This is a genomic window from Arachnia propionica, from assembly GCF_900637725.1.
Lineage (GTDB): Bacteria > Actinomycetota > Actinomycetes > Propionibacteriales > Propionibacteriaceae > Arachnia > Arachnia propionica.
Genome location: NZ_LR134406.1, coordinates 642,979 through 657,163, shown reverse-complemented (window position 1 = coordinate 657,163; position 14,185 = coordinate 642,979). Strand labels below are relative to the sequence as shown.

The 14,185-nt window shown below is 66.1% G+C and carries 14 protein-coding genes; 7 read left to right on the top strand and 7 right to left on the bottom strand.

What is annotated here, in order from left to right; genetic code table 11:
- Positions 1 to 3 precede the first annotated feature (3 nt).
- The 4 genes from EL272_RS02960 (at position 4) to EL272_RS15635 (ending at position 3,334) form a co-directional block, all read left to right on the top strand.
- Positions 4 to 867: an amino acid ABC transporter permease gene (locus EL272_RS02960; RefSeq protein ID WP_014845728.1), complete on the top strand. Its 864-nt coding sequence runs from the start codon at positions 4 to 6 to the stop codon at positions 865 to 867.
- Positions 867 to 1,637 carry an amino acid ABC transporter ATP-binding protein gene (locus EL272_RS02955; RefSeq protein WP_061788265.1) on the top strand — a complete coding sequence of 257 codons (771 nt, stop codon included), beginning with the start codon at positions 867 to 869 and terminating at the stop codon, positions 1,635 to 1,637. The genes EL272_RS02960 and EL272_RS02955 overlap by 1 nt, the downstream gene beginning before the upstream one ends.
- 387 nt (positions 1,638 to 2,024) lie before the next feature.
- Complete coding sequence (locus tag EL272_RS15640) at positions 2,025 to 2,420, top strand: hypothetical protein (RefSeq protein WP_061788264.1); 396 nt, start codon at positions 2,025 to 2,027, stop codon at positions 2,418 to 2,420.
- 359 nt (positions 2,421 to 2,779) lie between these two features.
- Entirely contained in the window at positions 2,780 to 3,334 is a 555-nt protein-coding gene (locus tag EL272_RS15635) for a hypothetical protein (RefSeq protein ID WP_061788179.1), read from the top strand.
- 66 nt (positions 3,335 to 3,400) lie between these two features.
- Here EL272_RS15635 and EL272_RS02945 read toward each other — a convergent pair whose 3' ends face one another.
- From EL272_RS02945 to EL272_RS02930, 4 genes are all read right to left on the bottom strand, one after another.
- Positions 3,401 to 4,270, bottom strand: a complete 870-nt coding sequence (locus EL272_RS02945; protein ID WP_014845724.1) for a sensor histidine kinase — start codon at positions 4,268 to 4,270, stop codon at positions 3,401 to 3,403.
- On the bottom strand, positions 4,267 to 4,962 hold the full coding sequence (locus EL272_RS02940) for a response regulator transcription factor (RefSeq protein ID WP_014845723.1): 696 nt from the start codon (positions 4,960 to 4,962) through the stop codon (positions 4,267 to 4,269). The genes EL272_RS02945 and EL272_RS02940 overlap by 4 nt, the downstream gene beginning before the upstream one ends.
- Positions 4,959 to 5,531 carry a DUF3060 domain-containing protein gene (locus EL272_RS02935; RefSeq protein ID WP_061788263.1) on the bottom strand — a complete coding sequence of 191 codons (573 nt, stop codon included), beginning with the start codon at positions 5,529 to 5,531 and terminating at the stop codon, positions 4,959 to 4,961. The genes EL272_RS02940 and EL272_RS02935 overlap by 4 nt, the downstream gene beginning before the upstream one ends.
- 141 nt (positions 5,532 to 5,672) lie before the next feature.
- Positions 5,673 to 6,347 carry a hypothetical protein gene (locus EL272_RS02930; protein WP_041696161.1) on the bottom strand — a complete coding sequence of 225 codons (675 nt, stop codon included), beginning with the start codon at positions 6,345 to 6,347 and terminating at the stop codon, positions 5,673 to 5,675.
- A 160-nt stretch (positions 6,348 to 6,507) separates the two neighbouring features.
- On the opposite strand from EL272_RS02930, the gene lplAB reads away from it, so the two are divergent.
- The 3 genes from lplAB (at position 6,508) to EL272_RS02915 (ending at position 10,466) form a co-directional block, all read left to right on the top strand.
- Positions 6,508 to 7,557, top strand: a complete 1,050-nt coding sequence (gene lplAB, locus EL272_RS02925; RefSeq protein WP_014845720.1) for a lipoate-protein ligase LplAB — start codon at positions 6,508 to 6,510, stop codon at positions 7,555 to 7,557.
- Positions 7,558 to 7,706: 149 nt separating this feature from the next.
- Positions 7,707 to 9,638: an ICP22 family protein gene (locus tag EL272_RS02920; RefSeq protein WP_061788262.1), complete on the top strand. Its 1,932-nt coding sequence runs from the start codon at positions 7,707 to 7,709 to the stop codon at positions 9,636 to 9,638.
- 90 nt (positions 9,639 to 9,728) lie between these two features.
- Complete coding sequence (locus EL272_RS02915) at positions 9,729 to 10,466, top strand: GntR family transcriptional regulator (protein ID WP_061788261.1); 738 nt, start codon at positions 9,729 to 9,731, stop codon at positions 10,464 to 10,466.
- A gap of 45 nt (positions 10,467 to 10,511) precedes the next feature.
- Here EL272_RS02915 and EL272_RS02910 read toward each other — a convergent pair whose 3' ends face one another.
- The 3 genes from EL272_RS02910 to EL272_RS02900 form a co-directional block, all read right to left on the bottom strand.
- Positions 10,512 to 12,029, bottom strand: a complete 1,518-nt coding sequence (locus EL272_RS02910) for a xylulokinase (RefSeq protein ID WP_061788260.1) — start codon at positions 12,027 to 12,029, stop codon at positions 10,512 to 10,514.
- A gap of 11 nt (positions 12,030 to 12,040) precedes the next feature.
- Entirely contained in the window at positions 12,041 to 12,733 is a 693-nt protein-coding gene (gene deoC, locus EL272_RS02905; RefSeq protein ID WP_061788282.1) for a deoxyribose-phosphate aldolase, read from the bottom strand.
- 118 nt (positions 12,734 to 12,851) lie between these two features.
- Positions 12,852 to 14,177 carry a transaldolase family protein gene (locus EL272_RS02900; protein WP_244926105.1) on the bottom strand — a complete coding sequence of 442 codons (1,326 nt, stop codon included), beginning with the start codon at positions 14,175 to 14,177 and terminating at the stop codon, positions 12,852 to 12,854.
- Between the last annotated feature and the right edge of the window lie 8 nt (positions 14,178 to 14,185).

Sequence of the window (14,185 nt, the reverse complement as noted above, 5' to 3'; positions counted from 1 at the left end):
TCGATGAACGAAACGGTCGACGACTTTGAAGTCGTCAGCGACATCGAGCTCGGGCGACGCCGGTACCGTCGACGGCAGACGATCCGCTCGGTGCTGATCTCGGCGGTCTCCACCGTCGTGTTCGCGGTGGTGATCTGGCTGGTCCTGGAGAACTCGCCCGGCTGGCAGGTCACCCGGGAAACCTTCTTCTCGGCGCACTACTTCGCTGCCACACTTCCCGAAGTCGCCGTGGGTTTGTGGCTGAACGTCCAGATCCTGTTCTTCGCCGTCATCGGAGTCGCCGTCCTGGCGGTGATCCTGGCCGTGCTGAGATCGCTGCGAGGCCCGGTGTTCTTCCCGCTGCGGTTCTTCGCCGCCGCCTACACGGATCTGTTCCGCGGCATGCCGTTCCTGATCGTGCTGTACCTGATCGGTTTCGGCATCCCGGCCCTGAACCCGACCACGCGCATCCCGGCGGCGCTGCTCGGTACGGTGGCGCTTGTCCTGACCTACTCGTCCTATGTGGCGGAGGTGCTGCGCGCCGGGTTGGAGGCGGTGCATCCCTCGCAGCGGTTCGCGGCCCGGTCCCTGGGGCTGAGCCACGGCCAGACCCTGCGTTACGTCGTGATCCCGCAGGCGATCCGGAAGGTTACACCGGCGCTGATGAACGACTTCATCTCCATGCAGAAGGACGTCGGCCTGATCTCCGTGCTGGGCGCCGTGGACGCCATCCGCGCCGCGCAGATCCAACAGGCGACTACCTACAACTTCACCTCCTACGTGGTGGCGGGCCTGTTGTTCGTGGCCTTCAGCTGGCCGTTCATCCGGCTCTCGGACTGGTACACCGCCCGGCTGCGTGAACGCGAACAGACAGGAGGAACGGTCTGATGGCCGGGCTGAAACCAACCCGGGCCGACGACCACGCCGGACCGGTACTGGAGATGCAGGGGGTGGTCAAACGGTTCGGCCGCAACGTGGTGCTGCGCGGCCTCGACCTGAGCGTCGGCAGCCGCGAGGTGGTGGTGCTGCTGGGCGCATCGGGGTCGGGCAAGTCGACACTGCTGCGCACCGCGAACCTGCTGGAACGGGTCGACGACGGCCGGATCTTCCTGGCCGGGACCGACATCACCGACCCGCGCATCGACGTCGATTCGGTGCGCGCCCGGATCGGAGTGGTGTTCCAGCACTACAACCTGTTCCCCCACCTGAGCGTGTTGGACAACATCACCCTGGCAGCCCGGAAGGTGCACGGTGTCGAACGCGGCGCCGCCGAGGCGCGGGGCAGGGAGCTGCTGGAACGGATCGGGTTGAGCGACAAGGCCCGCGCCTTCCCCGACCGACTCTCCGGCGGCCAGCAGCAGCGGGTCGCGATCGTGCGGGCAATCGCCACCAACCCGGAGTTGCTGCTGCTCGACGAGATCACATCCGCCCTGGATCCGGTGCTGGTCGGGGAGGTCCTGGATCTGGTTCTGGACCTGAAACGAGCCGACTCCACGATCCTGATGGCCACCCACGAAATCGGGTTCGCCCGTTCCGCCGCCGACCGGGTGGTTTTCCTGGAGCGTGGGCAAATCATCGAGCAGGGTCCCCCGGAACGGGTGATAGATGACCCACAGGAGTCCGCCACCAAGGACTTCCTGGCCCGGGTGTTGCGCTGAGGTCACATCGACGAGCCACCCAACGTCGGCGGGCCCCTTAACTTTTGGCCAGATTCTTCTCGATGGCCCGCGGGGTCCGGTTGTTGGTTCTAGGGTCGTGTGATCCCGGGTTGGAGACACCTGCCGGGTTTGTGACACCAATGGAGGTGTTGAACAGTGAAACATCACTTCGGAGGAGCCGCTGCGGTTGCTGTGGCCGTGGTTTTGTTGTTTTCGTCGTGTGGTGGGCAGCAGCCTCGATCGGGAAGCAGTGGTTCGGAGTCCTGGGGGACCGCCCCGCAGCAGCCTCCCCGAACCACCACACCCCACTCCTCATCGCCGGTTCCCTCGCTCTCAAAACCGCAGCCATCGGAGACCTTCACCCCGGAACAACTCGAAGCCGCCAATGTGCTGATCGAGTTCATTCGCATCCGAAATGAGGTGTTCAGCAATCCGGATTCCGATCCCCAGCCTCTCAAGGACATCACCATCGGCCAGAGCCAGGAAATACAGATGGACACTCTTGCGGAGTATCGCAGGAAGGGTCAGGTGCAGACCGGGGAGGCGGTTGTTCGCATCACGGGCGCTTCGGAGCCGGTTGAGTTTGATGGTGTGCGTTCCGTGGATGTCCAGATGTGCACGGACGCAGGGAAGGTCGATGTGATCGACTCGGCCACCGGGAAAAGCGTGGTGCCCATAGATCGTCCACGGTATCTCCAGTGGAATGTGAATGTGGTCAAAACCGAGGCCGGCTGGAAATTCGGGGATGCCACGAACGAAAACGCCCTGAGGTGCCCGGAATGAAACGCTTAACCATCATTGCTGCTCTCATCGCGTGCCTCTTGGCCGCAGTCGGCCTGCCTCCTCAGTCAGCCCGCGCCGAGGGCAATGTCCGATGCGGACAAAAAGACATAGGCAATGGGACCTGCAAGCTTGAGATCAGGGCTCCGGGTTCTGGCGGCCAACCGGGTAGGCCTACGCAACCCCGCAACACTGACGGCGGGGGTTCCGGTGGGGGTGGTTCCGAAGAGCCGAGCTGGCCCATAGAAGGCTGCATCCAATACGACCCGCTCTCGGGGTCATGCGTGCGTTTTGCGCCTTCCGGATCACCAGGGGCGGGTTCGGGGGGCACTCCTGAACCCGCCGCCCTCGCAAGGATCGCCATGGAACGCATGGACCTCCACGCCCCCAACATCGGACTATGGCCCCACCCCCTCGAAGAACTACCCAACGGATACAACTACATCGGCTGGAACAACTGGATGTGGATCAAAAACCCCACCCCCAACACCTGGGGACCCATCACCAAAACCGTCACCCAATCCGGACACTCGATCACCGCCACCGCAGCCGTCACCCACCTCACCTGGGAAATGGGCAACGGCGACACCAAAACATGCGACAAAGGCATCGAACACCCCGAACACAACACCCGCAACGAAAAATCCCCCAGCTGCGGCTACATCTACCACCAAACCGGCAACTACACCATCACAGCCACCGCACACTGGGTGATCGTCTGGACCGGTCTCGGACAACAAGGAACCATCGAAATGGACCTCACCACCCAAGCCCACACCAAAGTGGTCGAGGTATCCGCAGTCAACATCCCCAACAACAAACACGGCACCCCCACCACCCCATCACTACCGGTTCCGACCAGCACCCCCACCAAAGAAGCCCCCTGCCCCACCAACCACAACAAACACGGCTGCTGACAAAGCTTTATCTCCCGCCACCCGAGCCACGCAGCAGAACTCCCGCCGACAAGTCCGCCGCGCTCGTCAGAGCAGAGGCAGGCGCATTCTGACCGTGGTTCCCCGGCCTTGGATGGAGCTCAGTTCGCAGGAGCCGCCGAGCCTGCGCAGCACCGCCGCCACCATCGGCAACCCCAGACCGTTGCCGGGAATGTGCCGGACCTCCTTGGAACGAGCCAGCTCACCCCAGACCTGGTCCACCTCGGAGGCCGGGATGCCACGCCCCGTGTCGGAGACGTCCACCACCACGTACCCGCGCTCCTCCATGCCGCGCACCTCCAGCGTCGCCCCCGGCGAGGAGTACTTCACGGCGTTGCTCACCACGTTGTAGATGGCCAGGAACACCAGGTCGCGGTCGCCGCGCACTGGGGGCAGGGGGCGCGGGGCCCGAGGGAAGGCCACCACCATCTCGCGGTCACCGGGCACCACCGTCTCGATCACCTCGGAGACCACCTCCGACACGTCCACCGGCTCGTCGGCCACCGGGTAGGAGTCGATCTCGCTGATCTTGCGGAGCTCCGCCACCAGCGACGCCAACCGGTCCACCTGCACCCGCATCGACTCCGCGAGCACCGGATCCCGCACCTCACCGAGCCCCACGCGCAGCGCCATGAGGGGGTTCTTCAGTTCATGGTCGAGACGCCCCACGAAGGTGCGGTGGGCCTCCCGCGCCTCCGCCTTGACACCCTCCACCGCCTCCTTGACGGCCCGGGCGTTCCTGCCGCGACGCCACCCGGCAAGCATCACCACCGCCGGCACGAGCAGCCCAGCCAGCAGGGGCAGCGCCCACAGCTCGACGCCCACCTTGAACATCTGGGTTTCCCCGGCGATCCGCATCCCGGCGGCGGCGAGCGCCCCAACCACGGCGACCGCCCAGACCCAGACCGGTTTTCTCACGCGGCTCTCACCTCGGGATGGAAGCGGTACCCGACACCCTGGACGGTGTCTATGACCTCGAGTCCCCGCGCCCCCAGCACCTTGCGGAGCTCGGCGACGCGATGATCGACGGCACGGGTTGTGATCGCGAACTCCACCCCCCAGACCTGTTCCAGAAGGTGGTCGCGGCTGAAGGTCTCACCGTGGTGGACCATGAGGTACTCCAGCAGAGCGAGGGCCTTCGGGGTCAACTGCACCGCTTGGCCCCGCGCGGTGACCGTCTTGGCCAGCCGGTCGAGTTCCAGGCCGCCTCCCCGGATGCGCGAGGCGTGGGTGAGGGTCCGGCCCAGCTGGCCCCGCCGCAGGACCGCCCGGATCCGGGCCACCAGCTCGGCGGGGTCGAAGGGCTTGTTGAGGTAGTCGTCGGCCCCTTTCTCAAGGGCGTCGGCGCGGGTTCCGGACTGCCCGACGCCGGTCAGCAGGATCACGGGGGTCCAGTCCCCTCCCCTGCGCAGCCTGGCCAACACCTCCCGCCCATCGGCACGCGGCATCAACACATCCAGGACGATCAGGTCGGGGTGCTGTTTGCCGACCACATCGAGGGCCGCCACGCCGTCAGCGGCGGTGAACGCGACGAACCCCGCCCGTTCCAGGGTGCGGGCGAGGTGGTCGCGGATCATGGGGTCGTCATCGACGACCAGGACCGAGCTCACGAGATGGTGTTGCCGCTGCCCGTGTCCTTCTTCTTCTCGACGCCCTGGGAGGAGACGGTGTTGCCGCTACCGCTGACCGTGACCTCGTCGAGGTCGTCGGCCACGGTGACACTGTTGCCGCTGGAGGTGATCTCCACGTCGTCGAGTTCCTGGCCGACGACGACATTGCTGCCTCCGGAGAGGATCACCTTGTCGGCGGACTCGAAGGTGACCTGGTTGCCGCTGCCGGTGATATTGATGGTGTCGCAATGCCCGCTGAGGGTCACCACACCGTTGCTGGAGGAAACGTTCGGGTTCCCGACGCAGGGTTTGTCATCGCTGTCGCCCTTGTCCTTGGAGCCGCTCTTGTTGCCGGAGCCGTCTGAGCTCGCGGTGGTGTTCGCGTCGCCCCCGTTGCTGGCGGTGGCCACGTTCCCGGGGGACGGGGTGTTTTTGTTGGCATCCTGGGTGGTCGAAACCGCCTGAGTGTTCCCGGCGGGTTTGTTCTCGGCGCCTGCGGAGCAAGCACTCAGCCCCAGGGCCGTCACGGCGGCCGCGGCGAGGGCGATACGGATCAGATTGGTCTTCATGGTCTCTCCAGAGGGGGTTTGGTTTAGGGAGCAAGCACATTGTGCCGGGTCGAGGATGATTCTTGAACATCCCCCCTTCCGAAACCCCGGAAGCGTTCGGTCGGGGGATGCTGTGGTGGTGCCGCCGGAACGGCTTGTGGATCAGGAATTGACGGCGTTGCCAATGCCGGTGTCCTTGACCTTCCCGACGGTTCCGGAGACCGTGACGGCATTGCCGGTGCCTGAAATGGTCACCTCGCCGACATCGCCGCTGGAGACGACGCCCGCTCCGTCTCCGGTGATCTTGAGGGACTTGATGTCACCGCCCTTGACGGCGATGCCGGTTCCTTCGATGACCATCTTGTCCACCTGGTCGTACTCGACGACCGCCCCCGTGCTCTTGATGACGATGGACTCGCAGTGCCCGGAGAAGCGGACCACGGCACCGGTCTCCTCCACCACCGAATCCTTTTCGCAGTCGGCGGAGCGAACGCTCCCGGCGCTGGCGGTGACCCCGCTGGAACCGGCAGTGACGCCAGGGGCCTTCACACCGCCCGGACCGACAGTGACGCCAGGAGCTTTCACACCGCCCGGACCGACAGTGACACCAGGGGCCGTCACACCGCCGGAACCGTTCTTGGTCTCCGAGGAGGAGCTGTCCTCGCTCTTCGTCTGCTGGGGGGTCGGGGAGTCCGTCTGTGCCGGGGCCTGCTGGGAGCTGCCGGCGTTGCCAGGGGCATCCTGCGGTTTGGCCTCCACGCCCGCGGCGCAGGCGGCGAACCCGAAGCTGGCAATGGCCAGGGCAGCGATGGCGGTGCGGGTGAGGATGGTCTTCATGGTTGCTCCTTGGTGAGGGTTCGTTTCCCGTTCGATGATCAAAGCTTGTCGGTTCCGGAAGCCGCGTGGCGCATTCGTCGCAGGATTGCGACAAACACCACCGGGCTTCTCCCAACGAGACGGCACCAGGCGTCCTTCGATCTCACGTAGGCTCCCCTACATGCATGGCGAGTACAAGGTGCCGGACGGAAAACTGGTGGCGGTCGATCTCGATGTGGTCGACGGGAAACTATCCCAGGTGGTGGTCTCCGGGGATTTCTTCCTGGAACCTGACGAATCCCTCGACGACATCGTCCGGGCGCTGACCGGCCTGCCCCACACCTCCTCGGTCGCCGACCTGGCCGCAGCCATCAACTCCTGCCTGCCGAAGGACGCGCGACTGCTCGGTTTCTCCCCAGAAGCCGTTGGCATCGCGGTGCGGCGCGCACTGGGGCACGCCACGAACTGGGACGACCACACCTTCGACGTCATCGGTCCGGTCACCCTCGATCCGCGCCTGCACGTCGCCCTCGACGAGGTGCTGGCGGCGCGCATGGCCCGCGGCGAGATCGGGCCGTCGCTTCGGATCTGGGACTGGGACCAGCCCCTGGTGGTGATCGGTTCCTTCCAGAGCTACCGCAACGAGATCGACGAGGAGGGCCGCGAACGCCACGGCATCAACGTGGTGCGGCGCATCACGGGCGGTGGCGCGATGTTCATGGAGCCGGGCAACTGCGTCACCTATTCGCTGCTGGTCCCGGGATCCCTGGTGGAGGGCCTGAGCTTCGAGCGCAGCTACGAGTTCCTCGACCAGTGGGTGATGGGAGCTCTTGCAGAACTGGGGGTGATGGCCCGCTACGTGCCGCTGAACGACATCGCCTCCGACAAGGGCAAAATCGCGGGCGCGGCGCAACGCCGGCTGACCAGCGGCGTGGTGCTGCACCACGTGACGATGGCCTACGACATCGATGCCGACAAGATGCTCCAGGTGCTGCGGATCGGGAGGGAGAAGCTGTCGGACAAGGGAACGAAATCGGCGAACAAGCGCGTCGACCCGCTGCGTTCGCAAACCCAGCTGCCCCGCGACCAGATCATTGACTCCTTCCTGAAACACTTCGAGTCGCGCTACTCCACCCGTCGCCGCAACTACACCGACGACGAACTCGCGGCTGCCGCGGAACTGGTGGAGAAGAAGTTCGCCACCCCGGAGTGGACCCGGCGCATTCCCTGAACCGGAGGTCGCCCCGACGGACTAGGGGACACACCGTCGCGCTCCGCGACACCCCTTGTTACCGGCGGGTCTGGTCTCAGCGCAACCAGAACGTAAAGTGTTGTGAACGATGTCCAATCGTGCCGTCAGTTCAGGAGACCGGAGCGGACATGGTCAAAACACGAAACGGGAAGACGAACAACCAGGAATCGGCCCCGGCCCCGTTGCCCAAACGGGAGGTACCCGGGGGCGCTGCGAAGTCTGCCACGTCACGGGAGGTGGTGCATGACAAGGACGCGCTGTACCCCGCCCCGAGGGAAGGGGTGCCGTTCAAGAGCGCCTGGCCGGAATCCAGGGAGAACGCCTTCCCGCCCGTGCCATCCCCCTTCGCCCCGCCACCGACGCTGTGGTCGGGGCTGGTGGGGAGCGCGCCTCCCCAGAGATCCCTCTCCACCATCCCGAAACGCCCCGACACCGGCGCCAAGAGTTCATCCCCCGAGGAAGCCGATTCCCCCGACGGACCGATCACGACCGGGCACCGGGCGATCCTGTCCCCCACGGACGCACCGGCCGCGATCCCGGCACACCACCCGGCGCACCAGGCCGACGACGACGAGGACGAACCACGACGTGGAACGCTGACGGATGCCACCCCGGCCTACGTCTCGTCATCCACACCCCATTCCCCCTCGCAGCCCACGCCGCCCCCCGGGAAAAACGGGAAGAGCGGGGGAACCGGCCCGGACGAGGCCGCCAAACCGGCCGGTACCCCGGATGCGGATGCCGGGGGAACGCAACCGGATCAGACCCCATCGCCCGGGGAACCGCCGGAGCGAGCCGCTGAACCGGCTGCCTCGGGTGAGTCACCGGAAACATCCGGGGACGACGACCTCGTGGTCAACGCCACCACCTATTCGCAGATCCGCAGCATTTCGCGGGGACACTGGGGACTCACCTTCCTGTCCAGCCTGGGGATTCTCCTGTCGACCGGGGCGCTGACCATCATCGCGTCCTCCATTCAGCAGTTCACCGATTTCGGTGGTCTGCCGAACTCCGCAGCCCTGCTGGGCCAGATCACCCGAACCTGGTCGCAGCTCGCCACCGACGGGTTCGCCCAGCTGCTCGCGATCGTGCTCCCGGTGTTCCTCGCGCTGCTGACCACTCTGTACATCGCGTTCTCCATCCAGGGCAACCACAGCCCGGACCGGGACGACCGCGTGACCAACGAGCAGGTCGCCCTCCAGCAGGCGCGGGAGGGAATCATCCTTCTGCTCTCGGGCCTGACGGGGATGGCGATCACCCTGACGATCCCCTGGCTCACGGAACGCGCACCGCTGCTGCTCCTCCTGCCTGCCGGCGGGGTGATCACCTGCGGTTTCGTGATCGCGATCCGCACCCGTTCGCTGGAGAACGAACGGATGCGCCTGGCACGTTCCAAACAGCAGGAGGAGGTCCTTTCCAGAACGAACGCCGAGGCCACCGAGACCCGGCTCAGGAAGCAGGGAAGGGATCGCGAACGCCAGGAGAACAACCGGGACCGGAGGGAGAAGAAACGCGACCGGAACCGGGCCTCCAGGCAGGCCCTGCTGCGTCACACACGAAAACGGCTGCTGGCAAGGCACTTCATCGTCACGACCCTCCTCGCCATCTTGAGTCCGGCACCCCTGACCTGGCATCTCGCGCACAACGTGACGACAGTCTGGGAGGTTCTGCTGTTCCACATCGCAACCGTCGTGTGGCTCAGGTTCTTCTGGGGCTACACCTTCACCCTGATGCGGAAGGACGTGCTGGCCGAGGCCATGAAACCCGGGAACAACCGCCTGGCCCGTCTCGGGGCGTGGCTGGTGCGCACGGCGTTCGAGTTGCTGACCACCCTGATCGCCCTGGGGGTGATCGTCCTGATCCTCGTGCGGCTCCCAGGACTCGCCGAGTTGCCACTCATCGTCGTGTGCACGATCTGCTGGCACCTGGTTCTCGTGGTGATCCGCTGGCTGTACCAGCAGTGCAGCAGGACGGGCCGTGGCATCCGGCAACTGGATCGTCGCCTGAAGCTGGTGCGGCTGCGCCGGGAGGTCGCGGAGCTCCGCGCGGGAATCTCGTAGGACCCCGGACGAAACGGGCTATGGTGATTTCGGGGTTCGCGTCCCAGTCCTCCGCGGCCCGGCACCAGACCTGACAGGACGGAGTCATTCATGGACGCCAAGTCTCTGGACCGCAATTCCCCCGTCCCGCTCTACGTGCAGATAGAGGATTTCATCCGACACGAGATCGCCACCGGGTCCTGGAAACCCGGGGAGCGGATTCCCTCGGAGGCCGCCCTCAACGCCGCCCTCGGGGTTTCCCGGATGACCGTGCGGGGGGTGCTGAACGGGCTGGTCAGTGACGGTCTCCTCCAGCGCGTCCCCGGGAAGGGCACCTTCGTCACCCACCAGAAGATCGCGACGCTCCCCCCGGCCTACAAAGGTGTCCGGGAACAGTTGGAGCAGATGGGCTTCGCCACCACCACGGAACTCGTCAGCATCCGCAGGACCATTCCGGGCAAGGCCATCCGCGACGGGTTGGGGATCGCCCCCTCCACCCCTGTCCACGAGGTCGTGCGCCGGCGTTCCGTCGACTCCCACCCGGTGAGCCTCCACCGCTCCTTCGTACCCGTCCACCTCGCGCCGGAACTGGAACACGACGACGTCCTGGGCGAGCAGCTGTGCGTGATATTGGAGAACAAATACGGGCTGCGCTCCTCATACACCGGGGAGCAACTCGAGGCCGTGGCCGCCACGAAGGAGGAGGCGGATCTCCTGGGTCTGCGTCCGGGGGCTCCGCTGCTGCTGTTGCAGGACACGATCTCGGAGGCCTCCGGGAGGGTTTTCGAGTTTTCGAAGATCCTGTTCCGCGGCGACAGGATCAAACTCCACTTCGACTACAGGTCGTGACACACCGGGCCGGGGAGGCCCGGCCCGGTGTGTGTCCCCGAGGGCTCAGAAGACGCCCGTGTCCAGGCTCTCGTAGAGATCCACGAAACGTTTGAACGCCTGGTCATAGGCGGCCCCGGCCGCCGGGTCGGGATCGAACCTGCCGACGACCGCGACGGCCCGCGCCGCCGCCTCCTCGCAGGACGAGTACAGCCCCGCCCCCACCCCGGCGTACATCGCGGCCCCGAGGCAACCGGCCTCCGAGGTGCGCAGGATCTCGATCGGCCGTTGAAGGACGTCAGCGAGCATCTGGGACCACAGGGCAGACTTCGCCGCGCCACCCACGAGCCTGATCGTCCCGGCCTCGATCCCGGCGGCGGCCTGGGCGTCGAGGATGTCGCGCATCTCGAAGCAGATTCCCTCCAGGACGGCACGGGCGACGTCGCCCTTGGTGGTGGCGAGCGCCATGCCGTTGATGTTGGCCCGCGCCTGCGGGTTCTGACGCGCCCCGGAGGCACCCGCCAGGTACGGCAGGAACGTGACACCGTTGGCCCCCACGGGCGACCTCCGGGCCTGGGAGGTGATGATGTCGTAGGGATCGACCCCGGCCACCTCACCGGCCGCGCACTCCTCGTGGCAGAACGTGTCCCGGTACCAGCGCAAGGAAGACGCGGAGGTGTTCGAGAACGCCTCGATGGTCCAGTTCCCCATGCCGTGGTTGGGTTTGACCACCAGTTTCCGCGCCGGGTCACGCAGCGGCTCGTCCATGACCACGTAGCAGGAACCGAAGGTCCCCATCACCATCACGCAGTCGCCTCCCCTGACGGCGCCTCCCCCGAAGGTGGAGCAGTTCTGGTCGTGGGCGCCCAAGCACAGCAGGGTGCCTTCCGCCAGGCCAGCGCGGCGCGCGATGTCCTTGCCGATCCTCCCCACGACCTTGCCCGGGGATGTGACGGGGTGGGCTCGTTTCTCGACGGGCACGCCGATCAGGTCGTGGATCTCCCGCGACCACTGCATCGAGTCGACGTCGAGCATGCCCTCCCGCGACGCCGACGACAGGTCGGTCCAGTATCCGTCGGCGCCCCACTCCTTCAGGAGGAACTCCTGCTCGGAGAGGAACCATTCGGTGCGCGCCCAGTTCTCGGGTTCGTTGTCGCGCAGCCACGCCCATTTCGGGGCGGCGCTGTTCGTCCCGAGCGGGTCCCCGGTCTCGAGGTAGAAACGTTCGGCACCGTAGGCCTCCCGCAGCTTCGGAATGTATGGCGCGCCCCGCAGATCCTGCCAGGACAGGAAGTCGCGGATGAGGTTGCCCTCGGCGTCGACCAGCGCCAGCAGCGGCGCCTGCGACGAGAACGCGACCGCCCGGATCTCCTCCGGGGAGACACCGGATGCGGCGACGGCCGCCCGGCAGGAGTCCGTCAGCGGGGGAATGATGTCCTCGTAGCGCTGTTCTACGAGCCCGGGCCCGGGGTAGACGCACGGATACTCCCGGTAGTCCTGGCCGAGGACGTTGCCGTCGAGGTCGAAGACGATGGATTTGCAGCCCGTGGTACCGGCATCGATGCCGACGAGGAAGTCAGACATGATCCCGCCTCTCAGTTGGTGCCCAGGTGGGCGGCGTACTGCTGGACGAGGCTCGCGGCCGACCGGGTGCCGATCAGCGAGACACCGAGCTGCTCGATCATCCACAGGGTCGCGGGCATGGTGAAGGTCCTGGGGACCCCGGAGACCTTCAGTTTCGTGTTGTCGTTGGTGATGTTGTCTCGCATCACCTGCACCTGGGCCTCCGTGGGGAATCCCTGCGATCCCGTCGCGGTCTTGACGTAGTCGACGCCCGCGTCGCTGCAGATCCTGGTGAGCCTCGCGATCTCCTCGTCGGTGAGGAAGCAGACCTCGAAGATGACCTTCGACAGGGCGGTTCCCCTCGTCCGTTCCACGAGCCCCTCCACCTCGCGTCGCGTGAACTCGTCGTCGCCCTCACGCAACCGCCCGATGTTGACCACCATGTCGACCGCCGTGGCCCCGAGACGGAGGCCCTCCTCGATCTCGGCGAACTTCATGTCGGTTGAGGTGCACCCGTAGGGGAAGGAGATCGCGGTGCCGACCCTGACGTCCGAGCCCCGGAGTTCCTCCGCCACCACGGGCGTCCAGAAGGAGTTCGTGTAGCAGGCAGCCACCCCGGCCGACCTGGCGGCCCGCGCATGGGCCCGGATGTCCTCCTCCGTGGAGCTCTGCAGATGCAGCGCCATGTCGAAGTGTTTGGCGTACTCCGCCACTGTCAGATTCATGTTCATCTCCTGGCTTCCTTGCCGCTTTGCTGATTGTGGCCGCCGCATCGCGGCCCTCTCGTGGGTTCCAGACGATTCATCGTCGGTTCTCGTGTGCCGGGTGTTCCGGTCGCGCATTTCAGGACTGCCCCCTGGCCGCCTTCATGAAACGCCGCTGGTAGCTGATCACCTGGTTCGAGGACGCGAACCGGGCGAGGTACCGCGGCTCGGCCGTTACGACGATCCGGCGGGTCATGTCGGCGAATTCGGGTTCCATCAGCAGCCGGTCGATGTCCGGATAGTTGAACGCCCCCTCCATGGAGCAGATGATCAGCCTCGTGTCGTCGAGGTTGGCGTTGCGGAGGGCGCGCAGGGAGTGCCTGACGGCATCAAGCCCGTCCCCGGCTCCGGAGGACACGTCCACTCCCCGGGCGTGCAGGACCTCCCGGGCGATGGCCTCCACCTCCTCGAGCCCCAGGTTCTTCTCCCCGGAGGAGAGGTAGTCGGAGGCGATCAGGTAGCTGCGCAGTTTCTCCAGCTGGTCCTGTTGCCGGGTGAGTTCGTGTGCCCGCAGGAACCCGCAGATCCGTTCCGTCTGTATCTTCCGGTGCCGGATGAACGCGTTGATGAAATACGGCCTGGCCTGCAGGGCGAGCTGGGTCTGATAGGGCTCGAACATGAGGGTGAAGTTGACCCGGTATCCCTCCTCGGCCAGGCGGAGGGCCAGGTTGTGGCCGCGGAGGCAGTCCTTCGTGGCACCCCGGGAGAAGCGCACGTCGAGACCGCCGTCGCCCTGCAGGAGCTGCCCGACGTTGCCGGGGTTCACCGGCCCGGTGTGCGGCACCTTGATCACCACCCGCCACTGGGAGAGGATCTCCCGGAACCGGGCCGCCTCCTCCAGGATCTTGGAGAAGTCCTCCTCGAAGGGGTTGTTCAGTTCCACCGAGATGTCGCACCCGGGGCCGAGGATCCTTCCCAGTTCCGTCATGACCTCGTCGCGGTCGCGGAAACGCCCGCCGATGTTCGCCTCCGGGTTGTTCAGGAACAGGTCGTAGATGATGCCCGGATTGCACGTGAGGTTCGAGACGAACGGGGCCAGCGGTTCCACCTCGTAGGGGTTGGCGGAATCCGCGGAGTAGAGGACGTTTGTCGGTCGCTGCCTGCCGTTCTCCCCGCACCCGATGTCGCGCACGAGATCGACCACCACCGCCCCCTCACGCAGGCCGAGTTCCCTGCGGAAACCGGCCGGCGTCCCGCCCGGAGGGGTCCGGAAATGGGCCACGACCTCCTCCAGCCCGGCCCCCACGTCGATCCCGCGGGCGCGTTCCGAGAGGAACTCGAAGGTTTCCCTCTCCACGGGGGTGTCGAGGACACGGGCCACCAGTTCCTCCCTACCCGGGGGAGTGGGAAGGTGTAGATCACGCAGCGTCAACCGGATCCGCGCGCACCTGTGGGTCGTGGTCATTTGAAGCA